Source organism: Brevibacterium marinum (assembly GCF_011927955.1).
GTDB classification, from domain to species: Bacteria; Actinomycetota; Actinomycetes; order Actinomycetales; family Brevibacteriaceae; genus Brevibacterium; species Brevibacterium marinum.
Genome location: NZ_JAATJN010000001.1, coordinates 1,823,410 through 1,839,158, shown reverse-complemented (window position 1 = coordinate 1,839,158; position 15,749 = coordinate 1,823,410). Strand labels below are relative to the sequence as shown.

At 65.4% G+C, this 15,749-nt stretch carries 15 protein-coding genes and 1 riboswitch; of the genes, 8 read left to right on the top strand and 7 right to left on the bottom strand.

The window, feature by feature from the left end; genetic code table 11:
• Window positions 1–37: 37 nt before the first annotated feature.
• The 3 genes from BKA07_RS08055 to panB all read right to left on the bottom strand — a co-directional run bounded on the left by BKA07_RS08055 (window position 38) and on the right by panB (window position 3,666).
• On the bottom strand, window positions 38–1,507 hold the full coding sequence (locus BKA07_RS08055) for a mechanosensitive ion channel (protein WP_167950450.1): 1,470 nt from the start codon (window positions 1,505–1,507) through the stop codon (window positions 38–40).
• Between the two features lie 375 nt (window positions 1,508–1,882).
• Window positions 1,883–2,728, bottom strand: a complete 846-nt coding sequence (gene panC, locus BKA07_RS08050; protein WP_167950449.1) for a pantoate--beta-alanine ligase — start codon at window positions 2,726–2,728, stop codon at window positions 1,883–1,885.
• Window positions 2,728–3,666, bottom strand: a complete 939-nt coding sequence (panB, locus tag BKA07_RS08045) for a 3-methyl-2-oxobutanoate hydroxymethyltransferase (RefSeq protein WP_209043907.1) — start codon at window positions 3,664–3,666, stop codon at window positions 2,728–2,730. Before panB ends, panC begins: the two co-directional genes overlap by 1 nt.
• Window positions 3,667–3,994: 328 nt before the next feature.
• Between panB and nadA the strand changes: the two genes are divergently transcribed.
• The 8 genes from nadA to BKA07_RS08005 all read left to right on the top strand — a co-directional run bounded on the left by nadA (window position 3,995) and on the right by BKA07_RS08005 (window position 11,868).
• Complete coding sequence (gene nadA, locus BKA07_RS08040; protein ID WP_167950448.1) at window positions 3,995–5,278, top strand: quinolinate synthase NadA; 1,284 nt, start codon at window positions 3,995–3,997, stop codon at window positions 5,276–5,278.
• Between the two features lie 6 nt (window positions 5,279–5,284).
• Window positions 5,285–6,913: an L-aspartate oxidase gene (gene nadB / locus BKA07_RS08035; RefSeq protein WP_167950447.1), complete on the top strand. Its 1,629-nt coding sequence runs from the start codon at window positions 5,285–5,287 to the stop codon at window positions 6,911–6,913.
• The gene (gene nadC, locus BKA07_RS08030) at window positions 6,907–7,848 is read left to right on the top strand and encodes a carboxylating nicotinate-nucleotide diphosphorylase (RefSeq protein WP_167950446.1); all 942 of its coding nucleotides are present in this window, start codon (window positions 6,907–6,909) and stop codon (window positions 7,846–7,848) included. The genes nadB and nadC overlap by 7 nt, the downstream gene beginning before the upstream one ends.
• Before the next feature lies 1 nt (window position 7,849).
• Entirely contained in the window at window positions 7,850–9,100 is a 1,251-nt protein-coding gene (locus BKA07_RS08025) for a cysteine desulfurase family protein (protein WP_167950445.1), read from the top strand.
• 149 nt (window positions 9,101–9,249) lie between these two features.
• Window positions 9,250–9,675, top strand: a complete 426-nt coding sequence (locus BKA07_RS08020) for a YciI family protein (protein WP_167950444.1) — start codon at window positions 9,250–9,252, stop codon at window positions 9,673–9,675.
• Window positions 9,642–10,991, top strand: a complete 1,350-nt coding sequence (locus tag BKA07_RS08015) for an RNA polymerase sigma factor (protein ID WP_167950443.1) — start codon at window positions 9,642–9,644, stop codon at window positions 10,989–10,991. The genes BKA07_RS08020 and BKA07_RS08015 overlap by 34 nt, the downstream gene beginning before the upstream one ends.
• A gap of 102 nt (window positions 10,992–11,093) precedes the next feature.
• Entirely contained in the window at window positions 11,094–11,309 is a 216-nt protein-coding gene (locus BKA07_RS08010; protein ID WP_167950442.1) for a hypothetical protein, read from the top strand.
• Window positions 11,310–11,343: 34 nt separating this feature from the next.
• A complete protein-coding gene (locus tag BKA07_RS08005; RefSeq protein ID WP_342449014.1) occupies window positions 11,344–11,868 on the top strand; it encodes a DUF1648 domain-containing protein in 525 nt (174 codons plus the stop codon).
• A gap of 422 nt (window positions 11,869–12,290) precedes the next feature.
• Here BKA07_RS08005 and BKA07_RS08000 read toward each other — a convergent pair whose 3' ends face one another.
• The 4 genes from BKA07_RS08000 to thiM form a co-directional block, all read right to left on the bottom strand.
• Window positions 12,291–13,022, bottom strand: a complete 732-nt coding sequence (locus tag BKA07_RS08000) for a TenA family protein (RefSeq protein WP_167950441.1) — start codon at window positions 13,020–13,022, stop codon at window positions 12,291–12,293.
• A gap of 111 nt (window positions 13,023–13,133) precedes the next feature.
• Window positions 13,134–14,000 (bottom strand): bifunctional hydroxymethylpyrimidine kinase/phosphomethylpyrimidine kinase, encoded by an 867-nt coding sequence (gene thiD, locus BKA07_RS07995; protein WP_167950440.1) that lies wholly within the window; start codon window positions 13,998–14,000, stop codon window positions 13,134–13,136.
• Entirely contained in the window at window positions 13,997–14,710 is a 714-nt protein-coding gene (gene thiE / locus BKA07_RS07990; protein WP_167950439.1) for a thiamine phosphate synthase, read from the bottom strand. The genes thiD and thiE overlap by 4 nt, the downstream gene beginning before the upstream one ends.
• Window positions 14,707–15,555 carry a hydroxyethylthiazole kinase gene (thiM, locus tag BKA07_RS07985; RefSeq protein WP_167950438.1) on the bottom strand — a complete coding sequence of 283 codons (849 nt, stop codon included), beginning with the start codon at window positions 15,553–15,555 and terminating at the stop codon, window positions 14,707–14,709. The genes thiE and thiM overlap by 4 nt, the downstream gene beginning before the upstream one ends.
• A riboswitch (TPP riboswitch) is annotated at window positions 15,543–15,646 on the bottom strand. Its footprint overlaps the gene before it by 13 nt.
• Window positions 15,647–15,749 lie beyond the last annotated feature (103 nt).

Sequence of the window (15,749 nt, the reverse complement as noted above, 5' to 3'; positions counted from 1 at the left end):
TCTGCTCAGAACGCCTGGCTGCGAATTTGCTCTGCCGTCAGCTCAATGGTGGAACCGGACCATTCCCGCCGGGTCCGCCGAGAGGATCGCTGCCACCTGCCCCGGTGCCGCCGGTGCCGATGCCGCTGTTGCCGGCACCGCCGGCAGTGGTGTCTCCGTGGCGTTCTGCACCGGCAGCAGCTGGATCATCGTCGACGGCATCTTCAACCTTGTCTTCGACCCTGTCCAGCATCTTGGCCGCAGCATCGCGACCACCCAGGCCGAACGCGAGTGCGGCGGCGGCCGCTCCGCCGATGACGACGGCACCGAATGCCAGGTTGATGATGGAATCGGCCAGGCCCATGTACCGCAGGCCCATTGCGATGAAGAGCGCGATGGCCGAGTACCGCAGCACCTTGCTCGCCACCGAGTTCGTGATGAACTTGCCGATGAGCGCCGCAATGAGGAAGCCCGCGGCGATGATGGCGGCGCCGAAGAGGACGCTGCCGCCGAGGTCGAGGATCTCATTGAGGATGTTCGTGATCTCGGGGAATCCGAGCATGCGAGTCGCCATGATCGCGAAGAAGATCATGATCGCGACCTGCACGATCCTGGTGATCACGTTCGAGGCGCTGGTGCCCTCGGGAACGATGCCGAGCGAACTGATCGCACGGTCCGTGCCGACCCCGCGCAGGACCTCTTCAAGCAGGTTGCCGAGGAACTTTGCGATGACCATGCCGATGGCCAGCAGGATTCCGGCCGCGATGATGGCCGGAATCGCGGCGAGGAACATCTCGAGCATCTGCTGTGCGGGCTGCGAGATGGCCGCGATGCCCAGCACCTGCAGCGCCGCGATCGCCACGACGATGATGATGATTCCGAAGACGAGGTTGCCGGCGAGCGACGAGATCTTCGCGTTCGCCTCGGCGTTCGGGTTCTGCGGACCCGGCTGGGGCTGCTGCCCCGGCTCACCCGGGTGACCTGGCTGCCCCGGACCTGGCTGACCCTGCTGGGACTGACCGTAGGCGGCCTGCTGTGCATTGATGTTGTTCTGCTGCGGGGCCGTTCCGGTGGCCGAGTCGGCGACGCCGGTGGCGCGGTCGCCCAGCGAGCGGAACTTCGACGTCAGCTTCGTCAGGTCGACGGCGTTGAGCGCCGTCTGGACGAGCTGTTTGGCGATCTTCGCGAAGACGAAGCCGATGAAGAAGATGAATGCCGCGCCGATGAGGTTGGGTAGGAACCCGAAGATTCCGCCGAGCAGCCCCTGCAGCGGCGTGAGCACCTGGTCGAGGTTGAACAGCTGCAGAACGGCGACGAGGCCGAACAGCCAAATGATCAGTCCGCCGATCTGCCCGATCGATTTTCCGATCTGGCGGCCATCGCTGCCATCTCGTTGCAATGCCGGTATCTTCGTCACCAATTTGCCGATCGCCCATTTGACGATTGCGGCAAGTATCCATGTGACGATAAGTATGACGATCGCCAGTCCCACTTTCGTGAGGACCGACCATAAGTCCAAGCTTTGCATTTCCGTCATCTCCTTCGGATCCGGCGAATAAACACTCGACTGATTTCGATTGCTGATTTGGAGTCTATTCACCAAGCACACTCAGGACAAGGGTTTGCGTGCTGTCGACCGCGACCGATGACACAAATCGGGCTGTCTCTTCGAACACGTCCACAGCTGTATTTCAGTGCCTTAACAATTCATACATATTCAGATCACAATTCGATATCAAACACAGGCGGGCCCGGCTTTCTCAACCGGTGAGAATCAGAAGTCTTCCGCATCGAACGGTCTTCCCGAACGACCCGGGATTAGAGAATTCACGCGGATTATCCGAATCCGTTCACACGGGGTTGGTCGAATTCGCTCACAGGGAATGGCACGATTCGTTCACGCTCAGCGGTGGAATTCGAGTGGCAGATTATCGATGAGATGGGTCCCTCCGACGGTTGCCGAGACGAGCAGCAGGGCGTGCCCCGAGAAGTTCTGCGCGCACGGCTGGAAGGTCGCCGCGTCGACGATGCCGATGTACCCGAGGTCGAGGTCCTCTCGCTCAACCGCGACGTCGAGCACCTGCCTCGCCGCCGCTTCGACGTCGGCAGGCATGCCTCCATCTGCCGCCCGGGCAGCGGCGTCCAAGGCGCGCGGAATCGCCAGCGCGGCGACGCGATCGCCAGGTGCCAGGTATTCGTTGCGGCTCGACATCGCCAGGCCGTCCTCGTCACGGACCACCGGCAGCCCGATCAGTTCGATGTCGAAATTGAGGTCCTCGATCATCCTCCTGACCAGGCAGAACTGCTGGATGTCCTTGAGGCCGAAGACCGCCGAGGTGGGTGCGGTGAGGGTGAAGAGCTTGGCCACCACCGTCAGGACTCCGTCGAAGTGGCCGGGCCTGGCAGCACCTTCGAACACCGAGCCCATCCGCCCCGAGGACACCGTCACTTCGGGGGCGGCCGGATACATCTCCCCCAGCGCAGGAGCGAAGACGAAGTCCACGTCCGCCGCCTCGCACACTTCCAGGTCGGCTTCGAAGGGTCGCGGGTACTTCATGAAGTCCTCATCGGCACCGAATTGCAGCGGGTTGACGAAGATGCTGGTCACGACCGAATCGCCGGAATCCCTGGCTCGGCCCATGAGCGCCTGGTGGCCCGAGTGCAGGGCACCCATCGTCGGCACGAGCGACACCGTTCCGGTCTGCTTCTTCCGCCAGGCACGCAGGGCCTGGATCCCGCCGACCTCCATCAGTCGAAGCTCCTCTCCGGTTCGGGGAAGTCGCCGTTCTTGACCTCATCGACGTATCGGCCCACGGCTTCGGAGAGCACCGAGGCCAGATCGGCATACCGTTTGACGAACCGCGGAGCCTTCCCCGTGCGCAGGCCCGCCATGTCCTGCCACACGAGCACCTGGGCGTCGCAGTCGGCACCGGCGCCGATGCCGACTGTCGGGATCGTCATCTCAGCCGTGACCTGCGCGGCCAGCCGGCCCGGAACCATCTCCATGACCACGGAGAACGCCCCCGCCTCGGCGACGGCACGGGCATCGGCCAAGAGGCCATCACCGGCTACCCCGCGACCCTGGACCTTGTACCCGCCGAGGTTGTGCTCGGCCTGGGGTGTGAACCCGATGTGGGCCATGACCGGTATCCCGGCGTTCGTGATCGCCTTGATCCGGGAGGCCACCCCGACTCCCCCTTCGAGCTTGACCGCATGGACGCCGGCCTCCTTCATGAAGCGCACGGCCGTCGCGACCGCTTGCTCATCGGAGATCTCATAGCTGCCGAAGGGGAGGTCCGCGACGATGAGTGCCCGGGAGGTCGCGCTCGAGACGGCGCGTGCCAGGGGAATGAGCTCGTCGACGGTGACGGGCAGCGTGGTCTCGTGCCCATAGACGTTGTTCGCCGCGGAGTCGCCGATGAGCAGCGCCTCGACCCCGGCCTGCTCGAACAGTGCCGCCGTGTACTGGTCATAGCTGGTCAGCATCGCCCAGCGGCGGCCCTCGGCCTTGGCTTTGATGAGATCCAGGGTCCGCACTCGCCGAAGCGGTGCCGCAGTTGCATTCGCATCGGCAGCAGCAGGCCGGCTGGGGCCGCCCCCGTAGGGCGGAGTCATCTCGGCCTGATCAGGCGCGGAGCTCTCGGGACGATCAGGTGCCGGATTATCGGGTGCTGAGTTGTGGGGCATGGGAATCCTCTTGGGTCGGCCTTCGTCTGGGTGGCGGCGCATCGTTCGCGCTGCTTGAGCGCAATTCGGCACCGGGCGGTTGTCCCGGCCGAATCGCACTGTATCGCGTTCGGGTCGACTCGGATTGCGAGCCAGTTTCCAGCTTAGATCATCCGCTCGGATACGGCTTCGCCGCCCCTGTCCATGACACTTCACCACCTGCGCTCCAGCACATCCCCACCCGAGTACCAGCACGCGATGCTGTTTTACATTACGAGCGACAGTGATTAAGCTCAAATCTGCGCAAAACTTTTTCGGGACGCGCTGTCTTACTCCGGGAAGGACGATGATGACCACAACAGCTTCGATCGAGCTCACTCTCAAGGACATCTCCGCGAGCCGGTCGGACGACGACATGTGCTCGACCGACCTCATCGATGCCCCCTGGGATGTCGACGCAGAGCCAGGCTATGGGCCCGGCGCTTCGATGGACGATCCGATCCCTGCCGCCGCCCCGCGCCAGGGAGAGATCCCGGCCGAGTACAGGGATGCCTCGGCGGAGGATCTGGGCGAGAGGATCGTCCGCGCCAAGGCCGAACTCGGTGATCGGGTCGTCGTTCTCGGCCATCATTATCAGCGGGTCGAGGTCGTCGAGCACGCCGACTACATCGGCGACTCCTTCATGCTCGCCAAGGCCGCGCAGAACCATCCGGAGGCCGAGGCGATCGTCTTCTGCGGCGTCCATTTCATGGCCGAGACCGCCGACCTGCTCTCGACTCCGGATCAGTCGGTGATCCTGCCCAACCTCGCAGCTGGTTGCTCGATGGCGGACATGGCCGACATCGACCAGGTCGAGGACTGCTGGGAGCAGCTGACCGAGCTGCTGGGCGACGAACCCGATGCCGATGGAAGAGTGCCGGTCATCCCGGTCACCTACATGAATTCCTCGGCCGCGATCAAGGGGTTCTGCGGCCGCAACGGCGGCATCGTGTGCACCTCCTCCAACGCCGAGGTGGTCCTCGAGTGGGCGTTCGAACGCGGGCAGCGGGTGCTGTTCTTCCCCGACCAGCACCTGGGGCGCAACACCGCTCTGACCATGGGCATCGGCCTCGAGGCGATGCCCCTGTGGAACCCAGCACGGCCGTTGGGCAACAACTCCCCCGACACCCTCGAGGATTCGCAGGTCATCCTCTGGCAGGGATTCTGCTCGGTGCACAAACGCTTCACCCCCGCACAGATCGCCAAGGCACGACTCGATCATCCCGAGGTCCGCGTCATCGTCCACCCCGAGTGCCCGGCCGAGACCGTGGCCGCGGCCGACGAATCCGGATCCACCGCCTACATCACGAAAGCGATCGCCGAGGCGAGCGAGCCGACCACATTCGCGATCGGGACCGAGATCAACCTCGTCCAGAGGCTGGCCGCCGAACATCCCGAGCACACCATATTCTGCCTCGACCCCGTCGTGTGCCCGTGCTCGACGATGTATCGCATCCACCCCGGCTACGTCGCCTGGGTCCTCGAATCGCTGCTCGAGGGCCAGGTGATCAACCAGATCTCCGTCGACGCCGAGGTGGCCGAGGACGCACGCGTGTCCCTGGAGCGGATGCTCGCGGCGAAACCGCGGATCTGAACACGCATGTCTCACGTACTCATCATCGGTACCGGGATCGCGGGCCTGAGCACCGCTCTGCGTCTGGCGGGCAGACACGAGGTCACCGTCGTGACGAAGGACCGCCTCGGCGACTCGAACACCACCTGGGCCCAGGGCGGGATCGCCGGGGTGCTCGGCGCCGATGACACCGTCGGATCGCATATCGCCGACACCCTCTCTGCCGGAGCCGGGCTCAGCGATGCCGAGGCCGTGCGTCTGCTGTGCACAGAAGGACCCGAGCGGATCCTCGAACTCGCCGCCGCCGGGGTCGCCTTCGACCGCGACGATGACGGTCACTGGGCACGCGGCCTGGAAGGAGCCCACTCGTTCCCGCGCATCCTCCACGCCGGAGGGGATGCCACCGGCGAAGCGATCATCGAGGCGCTGACGACAGCACTCCGCGCCGCCGTCGCTGTTGGCACTGTCCGCCTGCTCGACCACACGATGCTCCTCGACCTGGTCACTTCTTTGACACCGTCTGGCACCGGCGCGGGGCGCAAAGCCGCCGGAGTGCAGGTGCTTCGGGACGGCATCCGCGAACAGCTCTTCGCGGATGCCGTGGTGCTGGCCACGGGCGGAGCAGGGCAGCTCTACGCACACACGACGAATCCCGCAGCAGCCACCGGCGATGGGCTCGCCGCCGCCATCCGCGCCGGTGCCGCCGCCCGCGACATGGAGTTCTACCAGTTCCATCCCACGGCCCTGGCCGGATCCGGATTCCTCATCTCCGAGGCCGTCCGCGGTGCCGGGGCGTTCCTCCTCGACGCTCACGGTCAACGGTTCATGCCCGAGGTCGATCGCCGAGGCGAGCTGGCGCCCCGTGATGTCGTGGCCCGGGCGATCCACCGCAGAATGGCCGTACAGGACGGTCTCCCCTGCTATCTGAATGCACGATCGGTCCCCGAGGTCTCGGCCCACTTTCCGAACATCGCCCGGGTCCTCGCCGAGCGGGGATTCGACCTCACCTCGGATCTCATCCCGGTCACCCCTGCCGCCCACTACTTCATGGGCGGCATCGCCACCGACGTGGATGGACGCACCTCTCTCCCCGGTCTCTTCGCCGTCGGCGAGGTCGCGTGCACCGGAGTCCACGGAGCCAATCGGCTCGCCTCGAACTCCCTGCTCGAGGGAGTCGTGTTCAGTGCGCGAGCGGCCGAGGCCGTCGATGCGGACCTCGAGACGACGCCGGCGACGAATCATCGGTCCTGGGCACCGGTATCCGCCGCTGCACCTCGGTTCGGCAGCATCCATCTCGACGCCGCAGCAGGCGGTAACCGAGCGATCTCTCGCGGAGATCTCCAGACTCTGGCGTGGGCACACCTCGGGGTCGAACGCGATGGTCAGGGGCTGCGGTCACTGCTCGAGCGCCTCGGCGAGGGTGGACCGACTCACCGCACCGCAGACGCCGCCGTCACCGCAGACGACGCCGTCACCGCGAACGAGGAGCCGACCGCGGCAGGCATCGTCGAGGAGATCGAGTCCGCCAACCTCGCACTCATCGCCCAGTCCATCGCATCTCATGCACTCGCGCGGAGGGAAAGTCGTGGAGCCCACACCCGCTCGGACTTCCCTGCCCACACGACTCCCCCGCTTCAGGAGGCCGCCTCATGCTGACAGCCGCAACGATCGACGCAGCGCTTCACCTCGCCATCGACGAGGACGCCCCCTGGGGCGACATCACCGGTGACACGTTCGTCCCGGCCGGCGCCCCGGCGACGGCGGTGCTGCGCGCAAGGGAGGCCGGCGTCTTTGCCGGTGGCGCGGTCTTCGCCAGGACCTTCTCCCTCATCGACCTCGGCGTCCAGGTGGAACTGGCCGCAGCCGATGGCGACGCCTTCTCCCCCGGTGACATTCTGGCGACCGTCACGGGCCCGGCCCGGGCGGTGCTGCGGGCGGAGCGGATCGCGCTGAACTTCTGCCAGCGGATGAGTGGGATCGCGACCCGGACCAGGGCCTTCGTCGACGCCGCAGCATCGACCTCGGCGGGCGAGCGCGTGCGGATCGCCGACACCCGCAAGACCACGCCGGGCCTGCGTGCCTTCGACAAGCACGCCGTACGCTGCGGGGGCGGGCACAACCACCGGTTCGGGCTCTCGGATGCGGTCATGGTCAAGGACAACCATCTCGGCGTCCTCGCCGGGCAGGACCACGACGTGACCGCTGCGATCCGGTCGGCGCGCGCCCGACTGTCCCATACGACGACCATCGAGGTCGAGGTCGACCGGCTCGAACAGATCGCGCCCGTGCTCGACGGTGGTGCCGACATCATCATGCTCGACAACTTCTCCCTGGACGATCTGCGCTCCGGAGTCGAACTCATCGCCGGGCGTGCCGTCGTCGAGGCCAGCGGCAACGTCACCCTCGACACCGTCGCGGACATCGCGGCCACCGGCGTCGACGTCATCTCCTCCGGGGCGCTGACCCACAGTGTGCGCGCGATCGACCTGGGACTCGACCTCGATCTGAAGCCTGACATCGGCCCGGAGTCCGACACCGATCTGGGATCCGACACCGCTCTGGAGTCCGACACCGTTCTGGATTACGACTGAGATGGCATTCGACCGACAGCCGGATTCGCGGCCTCCGCTCTATCTCGACACCGCCTCGGCGGCACCCGTGCGCAGGGAAGCCCTCGAAGCCGCCTGGCCGTACCTGACCGGTGCGTTCGGCAACCCATCGAGCCATCACGAGGTCGGCCGCACCTCGGCCGAGGCGCTCAAGGACGCACGCCGCCGCGTCGCGAAGGTTCTGGGCATGCGCAGCACCGACATCATCTTCACCAGCGGCGGCACCGAATCCGACAATCTCGCGATCATCGGGATGGCGCTCGGAGCCGAAGCCCGGGCAGACGCGCGCGCCGTTGCTCGCGCGGACATGCGCGCCGGGGGCGGCGCAGGTGGCGGATCTGACGGTTCGGCACCTCGGCAGCATATCGTGACGTCTGCCCTCGAACATGAAGCGGTGCTCGCCTCGGCGGATTTCCTGGCTCGTCGGCACGGGTTCTTAGTCACGCAGGTGCCTGTCGAACCCGACGGCACGATCACCGTCGATGCGCTCCGGTCGGTGCTGCGCGAGGACACGCTGCTGGTCAGCCTGGGGTATGCGAACAACGAGATCGGCACGGTCGCCGATATCGCAGCCCTGGCCGGCGTCACCCACGATGCCGGCGCGCTCTTCCACACCGATGCGGTGCAGGCCGCTGGATGGCTGCCGTTGAATGGGCTCGGCGTCGACGCCATGAGCCTCGCCGGGCACAAGGTCGGTGCGCCGAAGGGGATCGGAGTCGCCGCGATCCGCGCACGGACCCCACTCGAACCGCTCATCCACGGCGGCGGTCAGGAGTCCGGGCGCCGATCGGGGACGGAGAACGTGGCCCTGGCTGTCGCCTTTGCCACCGCCCTGGAACTCGCCGAGGCGGAACGCGCCGAGGCCGCCGACCATGTCCGGGCCATCCGGGACGATTTCATCGCCGAGGTGCTGGGAACCGTTCCTGGTGTCTTCCTCACCGGCAGCGCCGCGGCGAGGACACCGAACCATGCGTCGTTCTGCTTCTCCGATACCAGTGGTGAGGCCGTGCTGCTCGAACTCGAACGACTCGGGGTCACGGCATCGAGCGGTTCGGCCTGCGCCGTCGGATCGGATGAGCCCTCGCACGTTCTCACAGCTCTGGGCATCGACGCCGACGTCGCGAAGACAAGTGTCCGGTTCACCTTTCCGACAGGCATCTCCGATGACGACGGGCACCGAGCGGCGCAGACCGTGTCCGCTGCCGTCGAGGCTTTGGCTCTGAGCTACACCTGAGACTCCTGTGGTGCCCTCTTCGGTCCGATCTGTGAAACCGGCAGAGATTTCTTCCCCTAAGGTGTCGATCCGACTTAAGCTGGTTCGACGCAGTGGGTGAGAGGGTCTTGTCCGAGACCTTCCGACATCTCGATGATGAAGGAGTCATCATGAAGTTCATGCTCATTATGCGCGATATCGACCAGGCCGCGGTCGATGCTGCCGAGAACACCGATTTCGAAGAGATCATCGCGGCGATGGGTGCCTACAACGAATCGATGGTCAACGCCGGAGTCCTCTCCGACGCGGCGGGGCTGTCCGACCCGTCCGAAGGCAGTGTCGTCGATTTCAGCGACGACGACCCGGTTGCCACCGATGGGCCCTATGGCGAGCTGAGAGAGCTTTTCAACGGGTTCTGGATCGTCGAGGTCTCCTCGCAGGAAGAGGCAGTCGAGTGGGCCAAACGCGCTCCCCTGGATGCGGGATCCCAGATGGAGGTTCGTCGGATCAACGGTCCGGAGGACTTCCCTCAGGACAATGAGTGGATCCAGAAGGAACAGGAATGGATCGCCGAAGGGACCTCCTCCGGACAGTGAACGGGGCCCCGGCGAACGATACCGAGTCCATCGCTCGCGTAGTCGCGGCGACGTGGCGGATCGAGGCGGCGAAGATCACCGCCGGCCTGAGCCGCCACGTCGGCGATTTCGGCTTCGCCGAGGACCTGGCCCAGGAAGCCGTCGCCGAGGCGCTGGCCCAGTGGCCGCACTCGGGTGTCCCCGCCAACCCGGCGGCCTGGCTGACGACGGTCGCCAAACGCCGGGCCATCGACACATGGCGTCGCCGCGACCGCTTCGACGAACGGATCGCGATGCTGGCTGAGAACCTCGATGACGGACAGGACGGATCCGCTGGGGCACTGCTCTGGGACCCGGACTCGATCGACGACGACGTCCTCCGCCTCATCTTCATCTCGTGCCATCCGGTGCTCAGTCGACCGGCACAGCTTGCACTCACCCTGCGGGTCGTCGGCGGTCTCTCCACCGAGCAGATCGCCCGCGCGTTCCTCATCCCCGTCACGACTGTCCAGCAGCGAATCGTTCGCGCGAAGAAGGCACTCGCTCGAGCCGATGTGCCGTTCGAGCTTCCCCCGGAGAATGAACGGTCCGAGCGTCTGGGCGGCGTCCTCGGGGTCCTCTATCTCATGTTCTCCGAGGGCCATGTCGCTGCCTCAGGGCCCGATTGGATGCGCCCCGGCCTGGCGATGGAGGCACTGCGTCTGGCCCGCATCACCGCCGGGCTGCTGTCTCGTGAGCCCGAGGTCCATGGGCTCGTGTCACTGATGGCCTTCACCGCCGCGCGTTTCCCCTCGCGACTCGAGCCCGACGGGACGCCGATCCTGTTGGCCGATCAGGATCGGTCGGCATGGGATCGCTCGCTGCTGCGACTCGGCCGGCGCAGCCTGCAGAGGGCGACGGAGCTTCGCGACAGCCGCGGGTCCTACACGCTGCAGGCGATGATCGCCTCCTGTCATGCCGAATCCGAGTCTGTGGCCTCGACCGACTGGCAACGAATTGCGGCCCTGTACGGCGACCTCAACCGGGTGACGCCCTCGCCGGTCACCGAGCTCAACCGCGCGATTGCGATCGCCGAGGCGAACGGGCCCGCTGCCGGACTCGACATCGTCGATGATCTCGCTGCGGGCGGGACCTCGGCCACACTCCATCTCATTCCGAGTGTCCGGGGCGAACTTCTCGCCCGCCTCGGACGAAGGCGAGAGGCCCACGCCGAGTTCGAACGTGCGGCCTCCCTGGCCGCCAATGATCGCGAACGTGACGTTCTTCTGGCCAAAGCCCGAGGCGATGACAGAGACGCCGTCGGTCGGAGGGGCGTTCCATCGCACCCTCGCGATTGACCGCCGACCATTCACTTGGGTCTGGCCCACGCCCCCTATCTTTATCAACGATTTAGCGAGAAGATGGAATCAAGCATTCGAGTCGGGTGTGAGGAGGCCGTCATGGATCTGCTGATACTATTCATCATCGGTGTGTGTTTCACAACCATCGTGTTCTTCGTCGGACGTTTTGCCTGTCCGCGACATGACCGTGTGCCTCTTATGGAGGTCGACCATGTCCTCCTCTGGACCACGCTGCGTCGTGGTTGGCATGCGCTGGGCGCGCTCGGTCCGATGAACGGCATCGCTGACGATCCACCCGAGGGCCGCCGTGCCTGAGCAGTATGCCGACCGTAGTCGGTAGCCTGGCAGGGTGACTTCCTCTACTGCCCCACAGCCCAAACGACGGCCGGGATTCGCAGCACTGCTCTTCGCCGTGCTGTCGATCCTGGTGCTTATCGGCATTGCACTCTGGTTCTGGTTCCGAGCGCCGAACCAAGTCCCGAGTCACTTCGGAGCAGATGGACAGCCCGATGACTGGTCGTCGAAGGGCGAGACCTTGGCGATACTGGTCCCACTCGGTGTTGGAATCGCAGTTCTCTTCTCCATTCGATGGATCTGGGAGAAGCTGCCGATGCGTTTCCTCAACATTCCACACAAGGAATACTGGTTGCAGCACGGGCAGCGTGGCTACCTCTTCGACTGCCTGATGGAGTTCATGAGGATCACGGCCGGTGCCCTGGCGCTGCTCTTCGCAATGATCCTAGTCGGTTCACTGTCCGAGTCACTCGGCACCTCACAGCCGGACGGTCTGATGCTTCTCCTCACCCCCGCGTTCCTCGTCATCGTGGCCCTGGCGATGTGGAATCTCTACCATCAGCTCAAGCCACGCGATTAGCGTGTGTCTCCTGTTCTTACTTTCTGGGCGCAGCCCAACGCGCCTTACCAGGCGGATTATTCCATTCAGAAATAATAGGTGGAACCCTTTCTTTGCTATCAGCTTTTGACATTGCCGCTCCCGAAGAACAGGTCTTGGAAGGCAATTATGGTGTCGAATTTTCTGAAAGTGGACGAACATCCATCGACTCGAGTCTCATCAGCTTCGTCGTGGAACTCATGCAACGGCGATATTCGGCAGAAAGAGCCCGGGAACGTTATGCAGGACGACGACCGAGTCGGGATATGAGAGATTGACTGACAAGCCCAGACGAAGGTGCCAGGCCCCACGTGACGGCCGATGCCTGCTATCGAATGAGACCTCCGTTTGTGGGTCCCAGTAGTCCGAATATTCAACCCGGCGCCGCGGCTGCGGGGGAAATTTCAGCTCTGCGACACGAGCACCGCGGCGTCCCAATCCTGCAGCGCATGCGCCGAGGCCCAGAAGTGGAGTTCATACACACATGCCTGCTCGAAGGTGTCCCGCATCCTCGCGGCCACCTCGGTGGGAGCATTCTCGAGCTCCTGTTCAAGCAGCTGCACAGCCTTCCGCGTCGATTCGTCGAACTCGGGAGAGTCATAGGTCTGGACCCAGGTCCGGTACGGGTGGTCGGCACTCATCTGCCCGGCGCGCTCGACGAGGACCTTGCCCATATGCGCGTACACCCAGAAGCATGGGAGCACCCCCGCAACACCTTCACCATATGACCGGCTTGCGGCAGTGGCGACGAGGAACGAGACGTAACCCAAGGTGGTGGGCGAGGCCTGGAATCCGGACCCGCTGCTGATGAGCTCCTCATGTACTGCGGCCAGACGAGAATCGGCGAGCAGCTCTCCGTGCATCTCCTCTTCGACGGTGATGGCTTCGGCCGCGGAGCCGGCCCAGAATCGTGATTCGTCGCGGTCGTTCGCCCCGGCGGCGAGGAAGGACATCGCCTTCGCATAGCCGGTGAGGTAGATGCCGTCCTGGATGATGTAGTTCGTGAAGGACTTCACGTCCAGGCTGCCGTCGGCCAGTTGGCCGAGGAACGGCAGAGCCTCGATCTGTTCGAGGATGGGGCGCACACGGTTCCAGAGCTGAGTCGTCTGGGGGCCTGCGGAAAAGTCTGTCGTCATTGGTCTCTCCTGTGTTCGCGGACTCAGATTCGTGGTCCTGTGGCATGGTGCCGCCGTCGGGCGGCGGCGAAGTCGAGCTCACGGCGAAGTGAGGCTGGCAGCGATTCGGGACTAGCGGCGGACGATGTCGACCTGGTGGTCGACGGGGCCGTGGGCGTCTTTCGGGTCGAGGCTGACCTGCCAATCGGCGGCGGACTTCAAGGCGCGGGCCAGGTAGTCCAGCGCATTGTCCACGGCTTCGTGCAGCAGATCCGAGCTCACCTCGGCAACTGCACGTCCACGCTTGAGCACGGCCACCTCGGCGGTGATCGCGGCCGACAAGGTGCACCCGGTGCCGTGGGTGTTCGGCGTCGCCACCCTCCCGTGGGTGAACTCGGTGACCGTGCCGTCCGCGGTGACGAGGACATCGGCGACGTCGCCTTCGATCGCGTGCCCGCCCTTGAGCAGGACCGCGCGGGGGCCGCGATCGACCAGCTGTCTGGCTTGGTCCACCATCTCCTGCGGGTTCTGCGCCACGGGCACATCATCACCGATCAGCAGTGCCGCCTCGGGCAGGTTCGGGGTGATGAGGTCGGAGACCGGCAGCAGGTGATCGCGGACGGCGGCCACGGCATCGACCTCGAGGAGTCGGTGTCCGGAGGTGGCGACCATGACCGGGTCCACGGCGTAGAAACCCAATTGGCCTTGGGCTGCCCGTTCGACGACGAGTTCGACGAGGGAACGCGAGCCGAGCATCCCCGACTTCGTCGCGTCGACGGGCATGTCATTCAAGACGCTGTCGAGCTGATCCGAGACGAAGTCGTCATCGATGGGATAGACCCGCGAGACTCCGTGGGTGTTCTGCGCGACCAGGGCCGTGATGGCCGTGGTGCCCAGCACTCCGCGGGCGGTGAAAGTCTTCAGATCCGCGTGGATGCCGGCTCCCCCGCTGGGGTCGGTGCCGGCGATGGACAGTACGATGGGTGGCCTGGTGCTCACTGGGCTCCCTCCGCTCGTCCGTCGCCGAACTCGGCGAGCAGATCCTGGGCCGCACTCCGCGGGTCCTCGGCTCGGCAGATGGCAGAGACTACGCAGATCCCGATCAGTCCGCGACCGCGCAGCTCGGCGGCACGAGCAGTGGTGATTCCGCCGATGGCGACCGCGGGAAGTCGAGCTTCGGCCACCAGATCGCCGAGGCGGTCGGGCCCGATCCCATCGGGTGCGTCGGTCTTCGTCGTGGTGTCGTAGACGGGGCCGATTCCGACGAGGTCGACGGCCGACGAGTCCCGGGCGGCGGCGAATTCCGCGTCGTCGGCGGCTGAGAGGCCGATGAGGGGTTCGGGTCCGATGCGCTCGCGCACCTGTTCGACCGGGGTGTCCGACTGCCCCACGTGGATGTGGACGTCTGCACCCTCGGCAAGGAGTCGCTGGGCGACGGCGACGCGGTCGTTGAGGACGATGAGCACGCGCCGTTGTGTGCCGGCCGTTGCGCTGTCGACGACCGCACTGTCGACGGCGGTGATGACCTCGCGGGTCAGGGCGTAGAACGCGTCGTCGTCGATGTCCTTGTCGCGGACCTGCACGATCCCGACTCCCCCGGCGACGGCCTCGCGCACGGTCTCGGCGACGCTGCGTCCGGCTTCACCGCACTGGGCCGAGTCGGTGATGAGGTAGAGGCGTGGGTCGATGCCTGCCAGGCGTGGGTTCACGACCGTGCCCCGTCGATCGGCCCTTCGACATCGCCGGTTTCGACCCGAGCAGTGGCCAATTGTTCGTCGGTGAGCGCATGCAGTTCGTCGAGGAAACTCACCGAGTAGCTGCCGGGGCCCTTCGCACTCGCGGCAGCGGCCTCGCCGGCAACCTTGAAATGACTGTGGGCGGCGACGACGGCTTCGAACTTCGCCGACGCGGTGCTTGCTCCGACGAGGTAGGCCGCGGTCACCGCACCGAGTGAGCAGCCGGTGCCGATGACCAGCGGCATGAACGTGTGTCCCCCGTCGATGCGAGCGACACGATCGGCTCCGTCGATGTGAGCGACGATCGCGTCCCGCGGTCCCGAGACTGCGACGATCGCACCGGTCGATCGCGCCAGTTCGGCGGCTGCAGGAATGACAGCATCGACCTCGTCCGTGGACTCGACACCTCGTCCGCCCAGACCGACTCCGGCCAGGGCTGCGATCTCGGAGGCGTTTCCGCGAATCGCGGTGGGTGACGAGGCTGCGGCGCGTCGGATTCGTGTGGTCCTGTAGTCGACGGCTCCGATGCTCACCGGGTCAAGGACCCAGGGCTTGGCGTCCGCGTTGGCTGCGTCGATGGCGGCATCGGCGGCGAGGAACTGCTGATTCGTGGCGGTGCCGAAGTTGACCGACAGTCCGCCGGCGATGCGCGTGAACTGTGCAGCATCGGCCTCGTGGTCGAGCATCGCCGGAGAAGCGCCGATGGCCAGAAGCACGTTGGCGCTGAACTGCTGCACGACGGTGTTCGTGATGCACTGGATGAGTGGATTGCTCGCACGCAGTCGTGCGTTGGCAGAACGCAGGTCGAAGTCAACCATGACGATCCCTTCGCTAGTATGGCCCAGATCAGGTTCGATGGGTGTTCTCTCAGCCTCACGCGATCAACGTCAGGCACCCCATGTCATTGCCCACGACTGTATCAGCACCGCCGAAGCGAGGCGAGTCCCGAACCGCAGCCGCTCATGGGTCGGAGGGGTCGAAAGGCGACCTCAGCACCGAAAGCACACTCCAG